Annotated in this window: 17 protein-coding genes, 1 tRNA gene and 2 pseudogenes; 11 read left to right on the top strand and 9 right to left on the bottom strand. The window is 69.8% G+C overall.

Features of this window, described 5'->3' with window-relative positions; translation table 11 throughout:
- The first annotated feature begins 964 nt into the window (after positions 1-964).
- From IEY93_RS38015 to htpX, 6 genes and pseudogenes are all read left to right on the top strand, one after another.
- Complete coding sequence (locus IEY93_RS38015) at positions 965-1,852, top strand: NADH-quinone oxidoreductase subunit J family protein (protein WP_229691038.1); 888 nt, start codon at positions 965-967, stop codon at positions 1,850-1,852.
- Position 1,853: 1 nt separating this feature from the next.
- Positions 1,854-2,156: pseudogene (gene nuoK, locus IEY93_RS38010) on the top strand (NADH-quinone oxidoreductase subunit NuoK); the annotation flags it as partial.
- A 227-nt stretch (positions 2,157-2,383) separates the two neighbouring features.
- Positions 2,384-4,336 (top strand): NADH-quinone oxidoreductase subunit 5 family protein, encoded by a 1,953-nt coding sequence (locus tag IEY93_RS10960; RefSeq protein ID WP_229691046.1) that lies wholly within the window; start codon positions 2,384-2,386, stop codon positions 4,334-4,336.
- A 295-nt stretch (positions 4,337-4,631) separates the two neighbouring features.
- The gene (locus IEY93_RS10955) at positions 4,632-6,134 is read left to right on the top strand and encodes a complex I subunit 4 family protein (RefSeq protein ID WP_307837563.1); all 1,503 of its coding nucleotides are present in this window, start codon (positions 4,632-4,634) and stop codon (positions 6,132-6,134) included.
- Entirely contained in the window at positions 6,131-7,639 is a 1,509-nt protein-coding gene (locus tag IEY93_RS10950) for an NADH-quinone oxidoreductase subunit N (protein WP_189162886.1), read from the top strand. The genes IEY93_RS10955 and IEY93_RS10950 overlap by 4 nt, the downstream gene beginning before the upstream one ends.
- A 166-nt stretch (positions 7,640-7,805) precedes the next feature.
- Positions 7,806-8,660: a zinc metalloprotease HtpX gene (htpX, locus tag IEY93_RS10945; RefSeq protein WP_189162885.1), complete on the top strand. Its 855-nt coding sequence runs from the start codon at positions 7,806-7,808 to the stop codon at positions 8,658-8,660.
- Positions 8,661-8,936: 276 nt separating this feature from the next.
- Here htpX and IEY93_RS10940 read toward each other — a convergent pair whose 3' ends face one another.
- From IEY93_RS10940 to IEY93_RS10920, 5 genes are all read right to left on the bottom strand, one after another.
- On the bottom strand, positions 8,937-10,157 hold the full coding sequence (locus tag IEY93_RS10940) for a TolB family protein (protein WP_189162884.1): 1,221 nt from the start codon (positions 10,155-10,157) through the stop codon (positions 8,937-8,939).
- Positions 10,158-10,161: 4 nt separating this feature from the next.
- A complete protein-coding gene (locus IEY93_RS10935) occupies positions 10,162-10,905 on the bottom strand; it encodes a SigE family RNA polymerase sigma factor (protein ID WP_189162883.1) in 744 nt (247 codons plus the stop codon).
- A gap of 261 nt (positions 10,906-11,166) precedes the next feature.
- Entirely contained in the window at positions 11,167-11,829 is a 663-nt protein-coding gene (locus IEY93_RS10930; protein ID WP_189162882.1) for a pyridoxamine 5'-phosphate oxidase family protein, read from the bottom strand.
- Positions 11,830-11,909: 80 nt separating this feature from the next.
- On the bottom strand, positions 11,910-12,983 hold the full coding sequence (locus IEY93_RS10925; RefSeq protein WP_189162881.1) for a hypothetical protein: 1,074 nt from the start codon (positions 12,981-12,983) through the stop codon (positions 11,910-11,912).
- Positions 12,984-13,374: 391 nt separating this feature from the next.
- Entirely contained in the window at positions 13,375-13,866 is a 492-nt protein-coding gene (locus IEY93_RS10920; RefSeq protein WP_189162880.1) for a YajQ family cyclic di-GMP-binding protein, read from the bottom strand.
- A gap of 141 nt (positions 13,867-14,007) precedes the next feature.
- Between IEY93_RS10920 and IEY93_RS10915 the strand changes: the two genes are divergently transcribed.
- Positions 14,008-14,089, top strand: a tRNA-Tyr gene (locus tag IEY93_RS10915).
- Positions 14,090-14,480: 391 nt separating this feature from the next.
- Complete coding sequence (locus IEY93_RS10910) at positions 14,481-15,128, top strand: TRADD-N-associated membrane domain-containing protein (protein WP_189162879.1); 648 nt, start codon at positions 14,481-14,483, stop codon at positions 15,126-15,128.
- A gap of 12 nt (positions 15,129-15,140) precedes the next feature.
- On the opposite strand, the gene IEY93_RS10905 is transcribed toward IEY93_RS10910, so the two are convergent.
- The 3 genes and pseudogenes from IEY93_RS10905 to IEY93_RS10895 form a co-directional block, all read right to left on the bottom strand.
- Entirely contained in the window at positions 15,141-16,517 is a 1,377-nt protein-coding gene (locus IEY93_RS10905; protein WP_189162878.1) for a tyrosine-type recombinase/integrase, read from the bottom strand.
- The gene (locus IEY93_RS10900; RefSeq protein WP_189162877.1) at positions 16,517-16,714 is read right to left on the bottom strand and encodes a helix-turn-helix transcriptional regulator; all 198 of its coding nucleotides are present in this window, start codon (positions 16,712-16,714) and stop codon (positions 16,517-16,519) included. Before IEY93_RS10900 ends, IEY93_RS10905 begins: the two co-directional genes overlap by 1 nt.
- Before the next feature lie 25 nt (positions 16,715-16,739).
- A pseudogene (locus IEY93_RS10895) lies at positions 16,740-17,138 on the bottom strand (DUF3987 domain-containing protein); the annotation flags it as partial.
- 595 nt (positions 17,139-17,733) lie between these two features.
- On the opposite strand from IEY93_RS10895, the gene IEY93_RS10890 reads away from it, so the two are divergent.
- Together IEY93_RS10890 and IEY93_RS10885 are read left to right on the top strand one after the other, a co-directional pair.
- Positions 17,734-18,027: a hypothetical protein gene (locus IEY93_RS10890; RefSeq protein ID WP_189162875.1), complete on the top strand. Its 294-nt coding sequence runs from the start codon at positions 17,734-17,736 to the stop codon at positions 18,025-18,027.
- A gap of 187 nt (positions 18,028-18,214) precedes the next feature.
- Positions 18,215-18,754: a GNAT family N-acetyltransferase gene (locus IEY93_RS10885; RefSeq protein ID WP_189162874.1), complete on the top strand. Its 540-nt coding sequence runs from the start codon at positions 18,215-18,217 to the stop codon at positions 18,752-18,754.
- Here IEY93_RS10885 and IEY93_RS10880 read toward each other — a convergent pair.
- A complete protein-coding gene (locus IEY93_RS10880; protein WP_189162873.1) occupies positions 18,726-19,232 on the bottom strand; it encodes a monooxygenase family protein in 507 nt (168 codons plus the stop codon). The genes IEY93_RS10885 and IEY93_RS10880 overlap by 29 nt on opposite strands.
- Before the next feature lie 555 nt (positions 19,233-19,787).
- On the opposite strand from IEY93_RS10880, the gene IEY93_RS10875 reads away from it, so the two are divergent.
- Positions 19,788-21,026, top strand: a 1,239-nt coding sequence (locus IEY93_RS10875; protein WP_189162872.1) for a hypothetical protein, incomplete at its 3' end; no start/stop codon positions are given.

Here is a 21,026-nt window from a genome sequence, read left to right as displayed (position 1 = left end):
CGATCCCGCCCGCGCACGAGCCGAACGCCGAACCGCCCAAGGAGATCGCCGCCGCGGACCGGGTGACCTCCCGCCCCGCCCCGACCCGCCCCGCCGCCGGCTCAGCCTCTGCCCCCGGCCCCGCCCCCGCCCCCGGCTCCGCCCCCGCCCCTACCTCTGCGTTCGCCCCCGGCCCCGCCTCTGCGTCCGCTCCTGGCGCCGCCTCTGCGTCCGCTCCTGGCGCCGCCTCTGCTCCCGGCTCCGCCTCTGCCGGGGCCGGCCCTGTGCCCGCGTCCGGTGCGCGGCCCGTTGCCGAACCGGCCACCGCCGATGCCGGTGGCTCCGCGACTCCGCCCGAGAGCTCCGCCGCGGCCACCGGTGGCCCGGCCCCTGCTCCCGAAGGCCCCGCCTCCACCCGGCGCACTCCCTCCGGCCCCGCCGGTCCCAGTGGTGTCGGCCCGGCGGAAGGTGCTCCCGGCAGCCGGTCCTCCGGCGTCCCCGACCACGGCGAGCGCGCGGCCGAGGGCGGGACGACCGGCTCCGCCGCCTCGCGAGCAGGCGCCGCCGGGCCCGGACGCACTTCGCACGCCTCCGTACGGGCGATCAGACCGCCCGGCGCGCTCCCGAAGAAGCCTGCCCCGCCCGCCCCGCCTGCCCCGCCGACCCCGTCGGCCCCGCACGCTCCCCCTGCTCCGCCTGTCGATGAGGGGCGGCAGGGTCCGGCGGCCCCTCCCGACCAGGAACGCGGCAGGCCCGCGCGCACGTCGCACGCCTCCGTACGGGCGATCAGGCCGCCCGGCGCGCTCCCGAAGAAGCCCGCCCCGCCTGCTCCACCCGCAGCCGATGAGGGGCGACGGGGAGATCCTTCCGGTGCCCCCGGCCGAGGGGCGAACGACGCGGACGCCGAGCCCGGCGGCTCCGGCCCGCGGACCGAGGATCCCGGCCGGCGGGACGCGGCCCCGGGCGAGGGGCCGGTGGAGGAGTCGTGACGGCCGCGCCGCCCGGCCTGTGGCCACCGACGGGGCAGGAGATCGTGTTCCTGTTGCTCGCGGTGGTGGCGGCCGGGGCGGCGCTGCTCGTCGTCACGACGCGCCAGATCGTGCACGCGGCCCTGTGGCTGGTCGTCTCGTTCGGCGCGCTCGCCGGGTGCTACCTGCTGCTCACCGCCGAGTTCGTGGCCTGGGTGCAGGTGCTCATCTACGTCGGCGCGGTCGTGGTGCTGCTGCTGTTCGGCATCATGCTGACCCGCGCGCCGATCGGACCGTCCGCCGACCTGGACTCGGGGAACAAGATGGTGGCCGCCATGGTGGCCGTGGCGACCGCCGCCGTCCTGGTCGTCACCGTGGTCGACGGGTTCGGCACGGCGTACGCCCCGCTGGAGGCGGGCCAGGGCGCCGCCAAGCCGCTCGGGTCGAGCATCTTCCGCACCTGGGTGCTGCCCTTCGAGGCGCTCTCGGTGCTGCTGCTCGCCGCGCTGATCGGCGCGATCGTGCTCTCCCGCACCGACATCACCGGCCCCGCGCCCGCCCCGGGCAAGGCCGGTCAGGGCACCATCGGAAATGGCACCCCGAGCAGCGGTGCCACCGGCACCGGCGAAGCCGTCGCTCCCCGTGGCGGTGGGGTCGTGAGTCCGGGCGGTTCCGGCGCCATCGGCGCCGATGAGGCCGCAGTCGTGGCTCCCGGCGGTTCCGGGGACGCCGGCACGGGTGACGGCGGGGATGCGGGCCCGCGTACTTCCCAGATCGGGCACGGGGACGGGGACGCCGGGACGGGTGACGGCGGGGACGTGGGCCCGCGTACCTCCCAGATCGGGGCCAGGGACGCCGGTGACGGCGGTGGAGGGGCTCGTACGGACATCGACGGAAGGGACTGACGTGCACGTCGTCTATCCCGTCGTGCTCGCCGCGGTGCTGTTCTCGATCGGCGTGTACGGCGTGCTGGCCCGGCGCAACACGATCCTCGTGCTCATGTCGGTGGAGCTGATGCTCAACGCCGTGAACCTCAACCTCGTCGCCTTCGACTTCTGGCTCAGGGATGCGCTGCACGGCGGGCAGGTGCTGACCCTCTTCGTCATCGTGATCGCCGCGGCCGAGCTGGGCGTGGGCCTGGCGATCGTCCTCGCGGTGTTCCGCAACCGCCGGACCGTCGAGATCGACCGCCTCCGCGACCTGGCCGACCCCACCCCCGACCCCGGCGACGACCCCGGCCCCGGCCATGACCCCGGCTCTGACCTCGGCCCTGGTCATGGTCCCGGTGTGGGTCCTGGTGCAGGCCCGGTCTCCGGTTCCGGTCCCGGCGACGGTTCCGGTTCGGGGCCGGGTCCGGAAGGCCCTGTGGCCGGCCGCGCTCCGGGACGTGGTCCCGGCGCGGCGGTGCGAGCGGGTGGGGGTGGGTCGTGATCGCCATGGCCGCCGAGATGGCGGCGGTGGCCGTGCTCCTGCCGTTCCTCGGCGCGGCCGCTGGGCTGCTCGGCACCCGTCGCCTGGGCCGTGGCGCCAGTGGCCCGCCGGGCGCGGTCGACCGGGGGGTCTACCGGCGGGCGGCGTGGTACGCGATCCTCCCCACGGCGGTGTCCACCGTGCTGGCCGGGTGGCTGCTGGTGGTGTACCTCGGCAACCTCCCGCCCGGTTTCTCCGCCTACGTGGCGCCGTCGGGCGGGGTCAGGCCGCCGGCCGGGGCCATGGAGGGCGTGCTGACGGTGGTCGGCACCGGCGCCATCCCGATCACGATCGGCCTGCGGGTGGACGAGCTGGCCGCCGTCATCGGAGTGCTGGTGGGCTGCGTGGCGCTCGCCGTGCAGGTCTACTCGGCGGGGTACATGCGCGACGAGCCCCGCTACCCGTCCTACAGCGCGTTCATCAGCCTGTTCACCAGCGCCATGCTGCTCGTCGTCTACGCCGGGGACCTGCTGGTCCTTTACGTGGGCTGGGAGATCATGGGCCTGTGCTCGTACCTGCTGATCGGCCACTGGTGGGAGGACCGCGCGAACTCGCGGGCGGCCGTTAAGGCGTTCCTGGTCACCCGCGTCGGTGACGTCGGCTTCCTGTTCGGCCTGTTCACCCTCGGGCTCGCGGCCCGGAGCTTCCACATCTCCACGGTGCTCGACCGGGTGCCCGAGATGTCCACCGGCACGCTGGTCGCCGCGACGCTGCTCCTGCTGTTCGGCGTGGCGGGCAAGAGCGCCCAGGTGCCGCTGCACACCTGGCTGCCGGACGCGATGGCCGGCCCCACCCCGATCAGCGCGCTCATCCACGCCGCGACGATGGTCGCGGCGGGCGTCTTCGTCGTGGCCCGGCTGTACCCCGCGTTCCTGGGCGCCCGGCCGTCGCTCGACCTGCTCGCGGTGCTGGCCGCCCTCGGCATGCTCGGCGCGGCGCTCGCCGCACTCGCCCAGGACGACCTGAAACGGGTGCTGGCCTACTCCACGATCAGCCAGCTCGCGTACATGGCCGGCGCCCTCGCGGCAGGGTCCGACCAGGCCGCGATCTTCCACCTGGTCACGCACGGGGCGTTCAAAGCGCTGCTGTTCCTCTGCGCGGGCGCGGTGATCCATGCCGTCGGCTCCAACCTGCTCAGCGACATGGGCGGGTTGCGGCGTTCGATGACCGTCACCTTCCCGGCCATGACCATCGGGTTCGCCGCGCTCATGGGGGTGCCGCCCGCCAGCGGGTTCTTCAGCAAGGACGCCGTGCTGGCCGCCATCGAGCACGCGGCGACCGGGGCCGGGCCGCTGACCGACGCCGCCGCGTGGCTGCTGTACGCGTGCGCCCTGCTCACCGTCGCGGTGACCGGCGCGTACGCGGCCCGCGCGTGGCTACGCACGTTCTTCGGCGAGAGCCGGGTGCGCCAGGTCCCCCTCCCGGAGCCGGAGCCGGGGGTCGCGCACGTCTGGGACGGCCGCGAGGCGCCCGCGTCCATGCTGTGGCCCATCGGCCTGCTCGCCGTCCCCGCGCTGCTGCTCGGCTTCACCGGGACCGGGCTGCTCGAATGGTCCTCAGCGGTGATCAGCCTGCTCCTGGCCCTGCTGGGCGCGGGCGTCGTGTACGCGTCCTGGCGCGCCGACCCCGCCGCCGACCCGGCGCGCGTGCTCGGGCCGCTGCGGGCGCCCTGTGAGCGCGCGTTCTCCGTGGACGCGGCCTACCACCGGGTGTTCGTCGTTCCCGTCCTGTGGCTGGCCCGCGCCGTCGGCCGGGCGGATGACACGGTGGTGGACGGGGCGGTCCGCGGGTCGGGACGGCTCGCGGTCGCGGCCTCCGGCCTGCTGCGCCGCGCCCAGACCGGCAACGCGCAGGTGTACCTGACGGGCGTCCTGGCCGGTGTCCTGATCATCGTCATCGGCGCGGTGGTGCTGATATGAGCGCACCCGCGCCGCGACCGGCGGCCTGCTACCGCAACGAGCGGCCCGGCGGCGCACGGGACGAGCCGGTCGGTGGCGCCACGACGGGCGGACCGGAGCCCTCGGCCCGGACAGCGCTGTCGGCAGGATGGGCGTCGATGCCGGCGGTGCGCAAGCCGGCAGCGGGGGCACCGGCAGCGCGAGAGCCGGTATCCGTGGCATGGGCGCCGGCGGTCCGGCAGTCCGCACCTACGGCATGGCGGGCGGCGCTCACGGCACGGTGGGCGGCGGGGGAAGGGGTGCCGCTTTGAGCGCGGTGATGATCGCGATGCTCGCCGTCCCGCTGCTCGGGGCGGCCGTACTCGTCGTCTTCCCCGGCCCCGCCCGCCACCCCTGGTACGGCGCGGCCGTCTCCGGGGTGACGCTCGTGCTCGCGCTGGCACTGGCCGTTCGGTTCGACCACACCCGCGCCGCCCGGCCGCAGTTCACCGTCGACGTGCCGTGGATCCCCGGCCTCGGCCTGCGCTTCCATCTCGGCATCGACGGCATCTCGCTGCCACTGGTGGTGCTGACCGCGCTGCTGACCTTCCTGTGCTTCGTCCACCTGGTCCGCCACCGCCCGGAGCAGGGCCGCATCCGCGCCCTGGTGATCGCGCTGCTGGTGCTCGAGGTCGGGATGACCGGTACGTTCCTCGCGCTCGACCTGCTGCTGTTCTTCGTCTTCTTCGAGATCGTGCTGGTCCCGATGTACTTCGTGATCGCCGTCTGGGGCGGAGCGGGACGCCGGGCGGCGGCGGTGAAGTTCATCCTGTACACGCTGCTCGGCTCGGCACTGCTGCTCCTCGGCCTGCTGCTGGTCTGGGCGCACGCCGGGACGCTCGACATGGTCCGGCTCGCCCAGGCGCAGGGGGCGGGGCTGTCCAGGGCGGTGCAGATCATCGCATTCCTGGCCATCGGCCTCGGTCTCGCCGTGAAGGCCCCGATGTGGCCGCTGCACACCTGGCTGCCCGCCGCGCACACCGAGGCGCCGACCGTCGGATCGGTGCTGCTCGCGGGCGTACTGCTCAAGATGGGCACCTACGGGTTCGCCCGCATCGCCATCCCCGTGCTGCCCGAGGGGGCCGCCGCGCTCGCCCCCTGGCTGGGCGCGTTCGCGGTCGCCGGCATCGTGTACGGCTCGCTGGCCTGCCTGGCCCAGCGCGACCTCAAACGCATGATCGCCTACTCGTCCGTGGGGCATATGGGTTTCGTCCTGCTCGGCCTGGCGACGCTGACCCCGGTGGGGATGAACGCCGCCCTGTTCGGCAACATCGCCCACGGCCTGATCACCGGCCTGCTGTTCTTCGTCGCCGGAGGGATCAAGGAACGGTACGGGACGACCGAGCTGCCCCGCCTGGGCACGGGCATGCTGGCCCGCCTGCCGTACCTCGGCTCGCTGCTGACCTTCGCGTGCGTGGCGTCGCTCGGGCTGCCGGGGCTCGCCGGGTTCTGGGGGGAGATGCTCGCGCTGCTCGGCGCCTTCCAGCCCGCCGCGGGGCTGTCCCGGCCGCTGTTCCTGGTCTTCATGGCCGTCGGCGGCGTCGGAACCGTGCTGACCGCCGCGTACTTCCTGCGCATGCTCTCCCACCTCACCCACGGCCGCCCTCCGGCCGGGACGATCGGCGGCGGCTCGCGAGGCGCCGCGCTGCTGGATGTGAGCGCGTACGAACTGGCCGCCTGGACGCCACTGGTCGTCCTCACCGTGGTCCTCGGGCTATGGCCCAAGGCGCTGCTCTCCCTCACCGACCCCGTCGTCCAGGCGTACCTGGGGACACGATGATCCAGTCCATCGACTACGCCGCCATCGCGTCGCCGCTGGTCCTCGCGCTGATGGCCGGGGTCGTGCTGCTGCTCGACGCGTTCCTGCCCCGTACCGGGCGCACCCGCACCACGCTCGGCCTCGTCACGCTCGCGGGCGTCCTCGCCGCACTCGCCGTGCCGGCCGTCCAGGCCCTGAGCGGAGCGCGCCTGCGGACGTTCTGCGTCCCGGCGGGCCTCTCCCGCGACCCCGGCCCGCCGCCCTGCTCGTTCGTCGTGGACCACCTCACCCTGGTCTTCGGCGCCGTCGCGCTCGCCGCCGGGGTCGTCGTGGTGCTGCTGTCCATGGCCCAGCTCGCCGAGAGCACGATCCCGCCCGGCGAGTGGTACTTCCTGCTGCTGTGCACTCTCGCCGGGGCGGTCACCCTGCCCGCGTCCCGCGACCTGATCATGCTGGTGATCGCGCTGGAGCTGGTGTCGCTCCCGGTGTTCGCGCTGGCCGCGCTGAAGAGGTACGACGCGCGGGGCTCCGAGGCCGCGCTGAAGATGTTCCTGGTCTCGGTGGTCTCCACGGCGGTCATGCTCTTCGGCGTCTCGCTGCTGTACGGCCTGACCGGCTCGGTCCACCTTTCCGCGATCGCGGCGCGCCTGGCGGCCGCCCCCGTCGCGCCAGGCGCCTCCGTCCCCCCGGCCGTGCCGGTCGGTGTGCTGACCGTGGCCGTCGTCCTGGTGCTGGCCGGGTTCGCGTTCAAGATCGCGGCGGTGCCGTTCCACTTCTGGGCCGGGGACGTGTACCAAGGGGCGCCGGTCCCGGTGGCCGCGCTGCTCTCGGTGATCTCCAAGGCGGCGGGGTTCGCCGGGCTGATCCTCGTGCTCACCACCGCGCTCGCGGGACAGGCCCGGCTGTGGGGGCCGGTCGTGGCGGTGCTCGCCGCGCTCACCATGACCGCCGGCAACCTGCTGGCCCTGCGGCAGCGCCACGCCGTACGGCTGCTCGCGTGGTCCTCGGTCGCCCAGTCCGGGTACATCCTGGCCCCGCTCGGCGTGGCGGGGAAGCAGGCCGTGCCCGCGTCCGTGGCCTATCTCGTCATCTACGCGGCCATGAACATCGGCGCGTTCGCGGTGGTGGCGGCGGTGAGCCGCGAGGGCGGGCGCAACGAACTGGACGACTACCGCGGGCTGGCGTTCCGCGCGCCGGTGCCCGCGCTGGCGCTCGCGTTCTTCCTGGTCTGCCTGGCGGGCCTGCCGCCCGGGCTCTCCGGGATGTTCGCCAAGATCGTGGTGTTCCGCGAGATCGTCGCGGGCGGCGCCGGCTGGCTCGCCGTGGTCATGGCGGTGAACACGGTGATCGCGCTCTACTACTACATCGCCTGGACCGCCCGCCTGTTCACCCCGGCCTCGGCCCCGGCTCCGAGTTCCGCGTCCGGCCCCGCTGCTTCCGCGCTGACCATCGCGATCACCCTCGGCCTGGTCGCCTCCGTGGCCTTCTCGGTCGCGCCCCAACTCGTACTGTCCATCGCCGGCTGAAGCGCGCGGACAACCCCGGGTGTCCCGCCATGTGATCATGTCGCGGGGTGCGTTCCCCTGGCAGGCGTACGTCCGGCTCTTACCGTTCCTGACCAGGTGGGTGGGAACGATGGGGCAGGCCACGAACGTTGGCCTTGGTGAGCGCAGCGTTCCGAGAGGGGGAAGCGTGCACAACAACGGCCTGCGTACCGCCGTCCTCATGGGAGCCCTGTCCGCTCTGATCCTGCTGGTCGGATCATGGCTGGGCGGCGGGCCGGGTGTGCAGGTCGCCGTCCTCGTCGCCCTGGGGACCAACGCGGTGGCGTACTTCTTCTCCGACCGCATCGCCCTGTCGGCGATGCGCGCACGACCGGTCGGCGAGGTGGAGGAGCCCGTCCTCTACCGCATCGTCCGCGAGCTGTCGACCGACGCCCGCCAGCCGATGCCACGGCTGTACCTCTCGCCGACCCCGCAGCCCAACGCCTTCGCCACCGGCCGCAACCCCCGCAACGCCTCCGTCTGCCTCACCTACGGGGCCATGCGCCTACTGAACGAGCGCGAGCTGCGAGGCGTGATCGCGCACGAGCTCTCCCACGTGTACAACCGGGACATCCTGATCTCCTCGATCGCGGCGGCGCTGGCCACGATCATCACGTACTGCAGCTACCTCGCCGTCTTCTTCGGCGGCTCGGCCGACGACGAGGACGGCCCCGGGTTCGTCGGCGCGCTGCTCATGATGATCCTCGGCCCGGTCGCCGCCGGCATGATCCAGATGGCCATCTCGCGGTCCAGGGAGTTCCAGGCCGACGAGTCGGCCGCGCTGCTCACCGGCGACCCGCTCGGGCTGGCCTCCGCGCTCCGCAAGATCGAGCTGGGCGCGCGCGACCTGCCCCTCCCCGAGGAGAGCCGGCTGACCTCCGCGTCCCACCTGATGATCGCCAACCCGTTCCGCGGTGCCGGGGTGGGCCGGCTGTTCTCGACCCACCCCTCCACCGCCGCCCGCGTCGCCCGCCTGGAACGCATGGCCGGCTACCGCCGCTGACCCGCCTCCCGTCATCCGGCATTACGGGCCTCCCGGCCTTCCCAAGCCTCCGAGCCTTCGCCCACAGCCCGCCACCGCTCGCGGACCACCCGGCTCTTGGCCTGCGGGTACGGCCCCGGCCTCGGTACGAGCACGGCACCTGGTCCGTACGGCTCGATCTGGTGCCGACCCTGAGCGACAGACCCGTCCGAGCGCGGGCCGGTCCGCCGAGCCACGCCCACCGGGCGCGCGAGGTGACCGAGGGGGTGGCACGTGAGGCGGCCCCGCGGCGTCCCGCTATATTCCCCCCATACCCGGGAGCACCGTGACGGCGTTGTCGCCGCGGAACGAGTACCTGCTGTTCTCATGAACCTTGCCGGTGCGCAGGTTCACCAGGTACACCACCAGGTCGGCGGGTGCGTGCACGCCGTTGGCCCTGATCTTCTGCCGCATCTGGCCGACCAGCAACTCGTCCTCCCCGGACTTGATCGCGGGTCCCAGGGGTGGCAGGAGGTGCTCTGGCGCGCCGCGGAGCGGCACCGAGCTGAGAACCCGCCCGGTCTCCGCGTCGATGGTCCGCACCGCCACGCCCACCGGACGCGCGTTCGAGTTCGGGCCGGACCTCCGTTTTTCGGCTTCGCGCACCGTGAACGCCACGACGGTCCGGTCGTCCACGCTCAGGGTCCCCGACCGCGCGTGCTCCACTGGAACCTCGACCGGCCTCCCCACCCCGGCGATGGACATGATCCTCATCTGGTCGCCGGAGGTGAGCAGCAGGCTGCCGCTCCACGTGATGTTCCCCGGCCACCAGCCCGCCGGAATCGGCCTCGACGTGCCGTCGGAGGCGTCGAAGAGCACCCCCGGATCGTCAGGTCCGCTGCTGGCCGCCGCGTACCTGCCGTCCGGGGAGAGGCGGACCGCCCCGCCCCACTTCATCAGGTAGTCCCGTGAGACGTTCAGCGGTAGCCGCCACACCCGGCCGCCGGCCAGGTCCCGGACCTTGAACGCACGATCCTTCTCGCTGTAGTACGCGACGCGCCTGCCGTCCTGACTGATCGCCAGCGGGGCGGCGTTGTTCCCGCGGTTCTGCGAGGTCTGCTCGACGAAGATCCCCACCGCCTCCGGGAGCCGGTACTCCTTGCCATCCTTGGTGATGAGCCGCCATTGGGCGCATTCCGTGCCGAGCGTGGAGGCGCCGAAACCGGGTGCCCGGTCATGGCCGCACCAGCCGAGGTAGGCGAAGCGCGCGGGGCCGATGCCGCGGCCGGGGAGCGGCGCGGCGGCTTCCGGTCTCGCGTTCGCGGCCTCGCCACCGATCGCCGCCTGGCTGTCACGGCCGTTGGCGGCGTACAGGTTCAGCGTCGTCGCGCCGCCTCCGCCCACCAACAGCACCGCTGCGGCGGCGGAGGCGAGCATCCGGGCGCGTCGCCTGCGCGCCGTGCCGATGGCGCGTTCGGCGAGGTTGACGGGGGGAGCCTCCTGGGCGAGCGCGCCGAGGGCGTCATGGAGCCGTGTCATCGGTTCACCTCCGGTGAGCAGGTTCATCGTCATGGGCGATTTCTGGCTGGTAGGCGAGTTCGGCCCGGCGGGGAAGGCCAGGATGTTCTCCGAGTGCCGCTCGCCGGACCTGGCCGGCCGCATCGCCGGCATCCCGTTGGTCGGCACGATCACGCCGCTCGGCCGCACCCCGCGCACGGTCGCCTTCGGCTTCGCGGCCGGGGCCGGTGGCAGGGACGTAGCCGGCGTCATGGGCCGGGTCCACCTCGGACAGCAACCCGGCCAGCTCAGGCGCCAGCGCGCGCAGCCGATCCAGGGCGTGACTGGTCTGGCTCTTCACCGTGCCCGGCGAGCACCCGAGCATCTCGGCGGTCTCCTGGACGGTGCGGTCCTCGTAGAAGCGGAGCACGACGACGGCACGCTGGCGGGGCGCGAGCTTCGCCAGCGCCTCGCGGAGCGCGATGCGGTGCAGGGTGTCGCTCTCACCGTGGTCTGACCGCTGGGCGTCGGGCGGGTGGGCGTCGGGCGACTCGACGTACCAGCGGCGTTGCCGGCGCCACGAGACGAACTCGTTGATCAGGCATCGGCGGGTGTACGCCTCGGGGTTGCCGTCCTTCGCCAGCTTCGCCCAGTGGCGGGCGACCTTGGCCAGGACGGTCTGGAGCAGATCCTCGGCGAGATGCGCGTCTCCGGTGAGCAGGTACGCGGTCCGCATCAGCACCTGCTGCCGGGCGTTCACGAACTCGCGAAAGCCCTCGTAATAGTCCATCCGCTCTCCTCTCACCCCTCACGAACGAGGGTGAGGGCGCGGCAGGTTGTCTCCGATCCGGAATTCCCGGCCCGGCACGCGCCGGCCAGGCCGCGACCACGCCCGGGAAGGACCGGGGAGCCGGACCACCCGGGCGCGGTGCCTCGTCACCGGTGCTCGAACGCGCGAATCCTCAGCGCATGGCATGCCCCGGCGTCGCATGGCGGACAGGACGCGAGGAAACACCAGGAACGACCTGTCCGATGAGGGTGCCGAGCAGAGTCAGGAGAGTTCGAACTCCGGTGCGGCCTCCTCCGTCTTCGGCGCGGTCCCGGTCGTCCCCGGCTCTTCGGGTGCCAGGTCCGGCGCGTCGGCTGCTCCGGCCTCGAGCGTCGTCTCCTCGATCGTGAGGCCGGGCAGGCCGTCGATGCTCTGCCGGTTCTTCTTGGCGCGGTAGTCGATCCGCTGCTGCTCGCTCCTGCGCTCCGCCCACTCGGCGAGCAGCGTGCGATCCTTTTCGTGGCTCATCAACGGCACGCCGTACCCGCAGGAGTCGGCGATGCGATCGCATTCCACGACGATGACCGCGCGCACCGCCGGGTGCGGGCCGAAACGCTGGAGCAGGCCGGGGAAGTCCGGGTCGCCGGCGGTGACGACACGGCCCCTGCCGTACAGGCGCAGGATGTTCGGCGGCCCGGAGAACGCGGTGAACATGATCGTGACCCGTCCGTTCTCGCGGATGTGCGCGATGGTCTCGACGCCGCTGCCGCCGAGGTCCAGGTAGGCGACGGTGGTGTCGTCCAGCACGGCGAAGGTGTCGCTGTGTCCCTTGGGGGACATGTTGACGTGGCCGCCGTGCTCGGGTGCGGTGGCGACGAAATAGACCGGCTGCTGGGAGATGAACTCGCGCAGCCGGTCGTCGAGCACGTCATGGACTTTGCCCATTTGCCCTCCTTTAGCCCCTTATAAAGGACTGTAACGGAAGGCATGCCTCGTCTTCTCGGGTCGATTACCGAGGCGCTCCCTCACTCGCCGGGCAGCCACCAGATGAAGATCTTGGTCCGCATCGGGAACGAGTCGATCGTCCGCAGTCCGCCGGTGGACGGGTCGACCCTGCTCGCGATGGCCCGGGTCGGCGTCCCGTCGCGGTCGGTGTGCAGCCGCCAGAGCGTGAGCCTGTTGTCGTCGTCCCAGTCGATGCGGTACGGAATCTCGGTGGACGGCATGCCGAGGTCGATCGCCGGCGAGACCGCGTCCGTGGACAGGTCGTACTGGCGCAGGCGGTGCTTACCTGCGGAAGGGGTGATCACCACGGCCACGGTGACCCCGTCGTTCGCGAGCGCGACGGGGGAGTTGTTCGACACGACCTGCGGCACCTCGCGGCTCTCGCCGGCCTCGCCGTCCGTGCCGTACACCGTGAACTCGGTGGTGTTCTCCTCGGTGCCGTGCGCCAGCAGGATCTTGCGGCCGTCCGGGCTGAACCCCTGGACGGTGTCGCGGCCGGGCAGCCTGACGATGTCGCCGGAGCCCAGATGGACGACGAGCGTGGGGCACTTGCCGGTCGCGTCCCCGTAGTCGATCACGACGGTGTCACCGTCCGGGGAGAGCCAGGGGTCGACCTGGGACATGCCCAGGCCCTTCGGCGGCTTCGCCGACGCCCCGGGCAGGCTGTGGGCGCCGCCGCCCGACGCGTTCCGCCACACCAGCTTGCCGTCCGACTTGCGGAAGTACACCAGCCGGGACCCGTCGCCGCTCACCGCGATCGGGGCGCTGCTCTCCTTGTCCACCCCGGTCGTGTCGCGCGGGTACACGACGGCATCGGACAGCTTCACCGTGCGTCCGTTGCGCAGGGTCAGCGTCCACGCGCCGCACGGGACGCTGAAGTCGCCCTTCTCGCAGGACCGGACCCACGCGTACCTGACGGCCGCGCCCGCCTTCGCGGTGCCGGTGGTCTTTCCCGTCTGCGTCGCCTTCTGCGCGACGGTCTTCGCCGCGGCCGTGGAGGCGGCTCCCGTATACGCCTCCACGGGGCCCATCAGGGCGGTGGTCGTGGCCATGGCGGCCATGGCGAGGAGGGCCAGTGTGCGTGTCCGCTTCATGTCCGTTCCTTTCGTCACCTCCAATAGATGCCAGGAAGCACGGAAAGGTTGAGTCACGATTCAGCGTCGTCCCTGCGGCGCATCCTCGGCGGACAAAATGCCATAACCCATAAATAGGAAGACCGGTCCTGGCGGTCGCACAGTTACCGGTGGGGGCCCTCACCCGGGGGCGGCGCGACCGACGCGCTCGCCGGCCTGAAGCCGAACGAAGGCCGCTCGCCATCGTCCCCATGCCCGGTGCCTGGCACGACAAGCCGTACCTCCGAACGGGCACGACGGCCGCCGCGGAACGCGTGTGGCAAGCCGTCTCTTCGGACGGCGCCACCGCGACGAACGGCCGGGGACCTCCGCGCCCCGGCCGTGATCGCCTACCCGACCTACTATCGACCGCTCAGCGGTAGTTCGTGAACTGCAGGGCGATGTCCAGATCCTTGCCCTTGAGCAGCGCGATGATCTCCTGCAGGTCGTCCTTCTTCTTGGAGCTCACCCGAAGCTCCTCACCCTGGATCTGCGCCTTGACGCCCTTGGGCCCCTCATCCCGGATGATCTTCGAGATCTTCTTGGCGTGCTCCTGGTCGATGCCCTCCTTGAGGGCGATCATCATGCGGTACTCCTTGCCGGACAGCTTCGGCTCCCCCGCGTCCAGCACCTTCAGGGACAGACCCCGCTTGATGATCTTCTCCTTGAACACATCAAGAACGGCGTTGGCCCGCTCCTCGCTGTTGGCCTTGATCTCGATGTTGTCCTGACCCGACCAGGCGATGCCCGCGCCCGTGCCCCTGAAGTCGAAGCGGTGCCCGACCTCCTTGACCGTCTGGTTCAGCGCGTTGTCGACCTCCTGCCGGTCGATCTTGCTCACCACGTCGAAACTGCTGTCGGCCATCGGTATAGGTGTCCTCTCTCGTCCCCTCCGACCCTAGCGACCCCAGCCGGGTCACGTAGGGATCAGGACGCGCGCGACCGTTGTCACGTGCACCCCGGAAGTCCGCTATTCTTCTACCTGTCGCCGCGAGAGCGAAGACACGGCAGGTTGCCCGAGTGGCCAAAGGGAGCGGTCTGTAAAACCGTCGGCTCAGCCTACCCAGGTTCGAACCCTGGACCTGCCACACCAGCAAGAAGAGGCCCGTCACCAGCGGAAACGCGGCGACGGGCCTCTTGCTGTCTGTCCGGCCGTCCACGGCTGGCACCGGCGCCCTACGGCCCGCCGCGGCCAATACGCGGCCAAGTTGCCAACGCCACGCCGAGCCGTGGTGCTGGGGTATGTGTGCGACGGGGTTGACGGCTGGGGGGACTTGCTCCGACTCTGGGTGTTTCGAAGATTGATCTACCTGGATGTGCCCGCTCAACAAGACAGTGACCTGTTGAGGCGATGTAGTGATCATTTCCGCAATGGATCAAGGATAAGACGAGAGCATCACCACGTATTTCCTAGCATTGCCTTCCACGCGCCTACCTTCGGTAGCACAATGGGTGAGTAGCGAGGCGGATGGAGAGATCATGGAATCGGTTGATCCAGGGGCGAGTCAAGAGCAACCACCTGAAGAGTCCGAGGTGCAGTTTTTTGGCTCTGGTCGCATATATCAACAGGTTTTTGGCAACCAGGTTAATTACGAAAACGTCTGGGTAGGCCCTCCGCTTCAGGGTTCGGCTAAGTCGAAGCCGGATCTGGCGGAACTACGGCAGGAATTTCTGTTCGATTTCCTGCGTCAAGCTCTTCGGCAAGCGGAAACCACTTTTCGTTTAAGTGTGATCTTCATGTCGGCTGGGGCGGCGATCCTCCTCGCTGGAGGTGGTCTGGCCCTCTACAATGCTGGGGTCGTTGGTCGTAGCTATGTGCCTCTACTTACCGGCCTGAGTGGAGTTCTTATTACCGCGTGTGGTGGAGCCTTCGCAGTGCATTCGAACCGGGCGCGCAAGCATTTAACCGACCAGGCAAAGCGCGTTCACGAAAATATTCAGGATGACCTTGCTTTTAGTCAAGCGCTTGATCTGATCAACGAGGTTAAAGATGTGGAGTTGCGTGACCGCCTCAAATCTGTGACGGCGATGAGAGTGCTTGGCGTGCGGCCCGACCCTGGTGAGATTACCAATCGCGTTCTACCTTGGCATGAGAAGGCAAAAGAGGCTGAACCCGGTAATTCCTAGAGTTAGGGAGCTTCACGGTCTTGTGGCATCCCAGATTCGCCGCATGGCATCCGATTGTTGCCCATGGACGCATTTCGCGTAAACCCGCAACAGCACGTCTACGCTGTGCCCTGCCCACTCGGCGACCTGGGGCGCGGGGACGCCAGCGTTGAGCCACGTTGAGACGGCGGCATGCCGAAGGCTGTAGGGCACATCCGTGAGTGCTGAGGTGGCTTCTTCGGGCGTGAATGCATGCTCTCGGGCCTCGTGGAAGACCTTGAGGTAAGCGCGGTCGGTCATCAGTCCGCCGCGGGGGCCGATGAACACGCGTCCCTCGGGGCCGGTGCCGAACTCCTTCAGGTGCGCTCGCAGGAGGGTCACCAGTTCGGGGTGAATCGGTACCGGCCGTGTCTCGCCGTCCGCGCGGTGCTTGAGGGCGCGGCGCTCGCGTGGCTGGCCGTTGTTAGTCCAGCGGCTTCCAGCGCGGGGTTCGGCGTTGGTGAGGCGCAGCTCTCCCCATCCGTCGTCCGGCAGGCTCACGAGGTGTTCGCGCCGGAGGTCAACGGCCTTCTCCGGTCGTAGAGCGGCGTAGTACATGCAGCCGAAGAACGCCTGCATTCGTGCGCCGCGTTCGCCGTGCCGGCGGACCGCTGTGAGGAGTCGCCGGGCCTGTTCAATGTTGATGACCGTCCGGGGGTCCACCGTCGTAAGGGTTCGAGGCTTCGTCCACTTCACGGCCTTGAGGGGGTTGGCCGGTAGTAGGCCCATCTCGCGGGCATGCTCCATTGCGTTGTTGAGAACCATCCGCTTGCGGTTGGCGGTGTTCGGCGCGGCCAATTCGCCCTCTTTGGTGCGGCTGACTCTGTCGAGTACGGCACGGGCCAGGGTGGCGCCCTTGCCTGGTTCAGTGAACGCGGCCACCTGGACTGTTTGCTGTTCCAGCCACCGAATGACGTGAATCAGGTCGGCGGGCGGTAGCACGTTGTCTCGAATGCGGGTGCTGTAGGCCCAGCGAAGTGCGGCGCGCCGGAGGTCTCGGGAGGGCGCGCCGGCCTCGCCGATCAGCAGCGCTTCGGTTCCATCGGTGAGGGCCTCGGCGATTCCTCGGCGGTGGTTCGGCGAGGCGTACGGCCATTTGGAATCGACGTAGGCCAGGGTGAAGGCGTACCAGCTCAGCGCGGACTCTTCGCGCTTCCATGAGATCGGGCGCCCCGTTCGCAGGTTGAAGGCTTCCCCTTCACGCGCCGCGGTCATCAGGCGCGCCCGGAAGCTCTCGGCTTGTGCCAGGTTCCGGAAGGGTTCCTTCCATTCGCGGCCACCGACGACCCACCGAACCGTGTGGGTCGTTACCTTCGCGCCTTTGTAGGTCTTGGTCTTCCAGAAGCGCACGCTGTAGGTGATGTTGTCCATCAGGCGGCGTCCTCGTGCTCGTCCAGCCACTTCTCAAAGTCGGATCTGCGGATACGGATGTCGCCGTTCGGGATGCGGATGCACTTCGGCGCGGTGCCTTTCTGGCGCCAGTCGTAGAAGGTCGATGGGGATATCTGTAGCTCCTCGCAGAGTTGGCGGACGGTGAGCTTCTCGTTCGGCTTGGTGGCCGAGGGCATACGGCAGCTTCTTCCGTTGCGGGCGCTATCGCTGGGTGCAGAGGCTTGGGTGAACGGCGTACGTGGGAGACGGCCGGCGGCCGGGGCCGGTGCAGGGTGGTTCGGGCTCGCGGTGAATCCAGCCGAGTTGTTCGAGGACGTCGAGCGGCGTGACCAGGTCGGCGACCTTGCGGAAGCGGCTGCGGGGAAGTGCGGTGAACGCCTCGCGGACGGTGAAGCGCTCGGGTCGTGTGCGTTCCAACCAGGCGTGGACCGCGCGGGCGCATTCCAGTTCGGGGTCAGCGCCCATCGCATCGAACGCGGCGAGTGCGTGAGCGGTCAAGTACTCGCCGAGGGTGGCGGCGGCGTTCATGGTCTCGGCGCTGATCGGGTGGCGCCAGCCGTCGTCAACGTGGGCGGCGAGGTGGATCAGGCCGGCCATGCGGGCTACGGCGCCGTCGAGGAGAACGCCCTCGCTCGTCGTGGGCGCCTACTCGCGTCCGGCATCCCGGTGCGGCTCGCCGCCTCATGGTTCCTGCTGTCCATCGCCCGAGGGGACGGTTCTGGAGGAAGCGGGGCCGGTCATCGTCGGTGGCGTGAAGTCGGCCTTGGCTGAACTCGGGCAACGGCAGACGGAAGCGACCGAACCCTGGATCTGCTATACCAGCAGAAGAGGCTCGTCACCAGCGGAAACGCGGTGACGGGCCTCTTGTGTGTGTCCGGTTGTGCATGGTCGTCAATGGCGCTCTATGGGGGCGCGCGTCGTATGCGCGTCGGCGTCGGTCGGGTGGTTGCGGCGGCTTCAGGGGCTGGCTGTAATGCGCTCGCGCATGGTGGTCACCAGGGGCGGCGGGATCGGCGTGGTGGAGTTCCTCGTAGCAGGTGCGGACGCGCGGTCGGGCGGTCAGCCGTGGCGGACATGTAATGACCAGGGGAGGGGACAGGTAGCGCACCGGGGCCTCTGGTCGGTCTTGACGATTGCTCGTAGCCGGTGCTCATCTGAAGGTGTTTCTCTCCCCGAATGTGAGGATGCACCCACGATGAAGATCCGCCGATTACATGCCGCCATCCTCGCCGTGGCGCTGGGCGCCGGCGTCCTGGCCGGTGCCGCCCCCGCCTTCGCCGCTCCTCAGACGAGCGCGGCCGCGGCCGGTGCGGGCTGGCCGACGCGGGACTGGTACCTGCAGGGCCCCTACCCGACCATGGCCGCCTGCGACCTCGCCTACCAGGACGCTGCACAGAACGGTCAGTACACCGGGCTCCTCTACTGCCACTGGTTCCGCGGAGGTGGCCCGTACGCCGCGGGTTACTACTACGAGGTCTACATCCCCTGATCTCGATTGCTCCTGCCGGCCGGCCTCTCGGGCGTGATTCGTTGGCCTGCTGAACATTCCTGGGGCGCGGCGGGCGGGATGATCAGGCTTCTCTCTCGCGTGGCACGCGGGCCGTCATCCGATGCCGAGGCCTTCGTCGGAGCGTCCTGTCGGCCATGGTGATGGCAGGAGATTCAGCCTGTGAGCGATGGCGGAGAATGCAGGCATGAAGTGTGTCGTGCTGCGCCGGCTGGCTGGTGCGGACTGGCGTATCTGGAGAGATGTCCGGCTCGCCGCGCTCGCTGACGCGCCGGGCATCTTTCACGGCGACCTTGAGGAGGAGCGAGCTCTGGGGGACCAGGAATGGCTCCGATGGACCCTGGACGGCGTCAAGAGCGTCGCACTGTGCGGGCAGGAACGGGCGGGGGTGGCTGCCGGGCGGCTGCGGCCAGAGCGGCCTGGGACTGTGGAGCTGTACGGGATGTGGGTCGAGCCGCAATTCCGGGGCGCGGGGGTCGCGGCGATGCTCGCGGAGGACGTGCTGGCCTGGGCGAGGGAGCAGGGGAGTGGGGCGGTCGAGTTATGGGTCATCGCCGGCAACGGCCCGGCGGAACGTCTTTATCGGCGGCTCGGTTTCGAGGCGACCGGGGAGCAGGAGTCCCATCCGAGCATTCCCGGCCTGAGCAAGTACGTCATGGCGCGGAGCACGGACGGCGTGGCTAGGACTTGTAGAGGTCCGTCTCGCTGATGGCCGGGCTGCCGGCTTCGGAGCGCCGCAGCCGGGCCGCGGAGCCGAACATGGGCCCGCGAGCGCGTTGGGTTCCGGCGAACCGCCCGAAGCCGAGCGGCCTCGGCACGTCATCGTAAACGGCCTCCATGCCACCCTTGATCGAGTACGTCTCGTGCCAGAAACCGGTGCCACCGGAGTCCCGGAGGAAGTCGAGCCACCATTGCCGATGCGGCTCCGACTGGGCGAACGCGAGCAGAGATGGCAGGTCGCGCCAGTACTGGCGCATCCCCATGTTCATCGGGAAGAACGAGTAGTAGACGGGCTCGTGCAGCAGCAGCCCGTCCGGCTTGCCGGCGACCGACTCGTTGATCTTCCGTCCGAAGCTGAAGAAGGTACGGATGCCGTACAGCCGGTTCACCCGCATGCCGAGGTACAGGACCAGAAGGTCTGGATAGGCGGAGAGGTCAACGGTCTGCCGGTTGACTCGGGTAGGCATTTTTGAGCTCCTCGACGCGGATGCTGCGTGGGGTGACCTGCACGACGGAGCCAGGCTAGATCGGTGTACTTGACGACCACGGAAGGATCCGTGGACGCGCAGTGCAGTAGTCGTCCGGTACCCGGCTCTGATCGGCGATCGATCTGTGGGACGGGATCCGCGTACACGACGACCCGTCGCCGGGCGTTGACCGGAGTCGGAGCACTGGCCGTCTCCACGGAGCCCTACTCGGCGCACGTGTGCCCGTTGTCACGACTGATCTGTTGATCACTGCGCTTGCCACGGTCGACGGGGAATTCACAGGTTCCAGTAAGACATGGTTCGCATGCCCGTCAAGACGCTGATCATATTGCCGAAGCGCTCTGTTATGACGCCATGAGTGCTCTTGTTGCGCTCCTATCCCGACGTTTGGATCTAGGGAGTGCTCTTTGCGGTGCTTCGGCAACGGAGGATCGCAGACGCCTCACCCGTGCCGTTGCCCGTTCTGCCCGGCCGGGTTCTCGTAGTGCGAAGGGCATTGATCTGCGCTGTCCGCCAAAAGAAGGAGTCGTGACCATGGCTGCACTGACCTACAGCATGCTCACCGATCCGACGTCCCTGGAGGCGTCGGTGGACGGGCGGTCTCCGTCCACGGGGACGGTGTATCTGATGGTCACCAACACCGGGAGGGAGGTGCCCTGGTTGAAGATCGAGTTAAAGGTTCCCGTTGGTGATGGCGCCGGCCACCTGACCCCGAACATCGGCACGATCAACGCCAGTGGCCAGTACACCGACACCCAGTCGGCCCCCCAGGCGAGCACTCAGCCGGTGATCGTCCAGGCGCGGGGCACCGACGTCTTTGAGATCACCACTCAGAGCGGTCGTATAGAAGCTTTCGCGCCCGGTGATTACATGGTGCTGACACTGGAGAACGTCACGGTCGCCCCTAACGCCGGACTGGCAGTGCTGACGGTGACCGAGACCACCAGAGACACGAGGAGAGGGCGGTGGCAGGTCGGTGACGCGGCGGTGCCATTGGTGAAGACCTCTCCCAAGGAGATTCCTGTACCGCGCGACTTCCGACCGGACAAGGCCATGCTGGACACCGGGGAGAGCCTCACCTTGAGCTGGGATGGCTCCGCCGACTTCGACTACAGGGTCCTTTTCCCCGGTGGGCAGGTGGACATCCCCGCGGGCGCTCGTACCTGGTCTCCGGCCACGGCTCCGCGGCGGGCCACCACCTACATTCTCGCCGCCACCTCCCGCACCACGCCTCGGCAGGAGCATTTCCTCACGACGACCGTGCAGGTGCGTCACCCCGTCCTGGAGACCCTCACCGCCACCGTCGGCATCGACACCCCTTGGGTCCAGGGAACGGCGGACGCGACCAGAGGGCGCGTCACCTTCACCGGTACCGGCGTGGAGATCTCCAACAACTCCGGTGGAAAGGGAACCCTGGTCGCTGACAGGGCGGACGTCAATGGTGTGAACACCGAGTGGGTGCAGGGGAGAAGCTCCGACGACGGGAAGATCACCTTCCCCAAGGACGGGTTGGACGTTCGTCAGGGGACGGGGGCCTGGGGAACCGTGCATGCGGACAAGGCCGACCTCAACGGGGTCAACACCGAATGGGTGCAGGGCCGGCATGCCGACGACGGATGGATCAGCTTCCCCAAGGAAGGGCTCAACGTGCGCAAGGGGGCGGGCAATGCCTGGGGTGCTGTGTTCGCCGACAGGGCGGACGTCAATGGTGTGAACACCGAGTGGGTGCAGGGGAGAAGCGCCGATGATGGGAAGGTGACCTTCCCGAAGGAT

The organism is Sphaerisporangium melleum (assembly GCF_014646695.1).
Classification (GTDB): domain Bacteria; phylum Actinomycetota; class Actinomycetes; order Streptosporangiales; family Streptosporangiaceae; genus Sphaerisporangium; species Sphaerisporangium melleum.
This window is presented reverse-complemented; position numbering and strand designations above follow the sequence as displayed.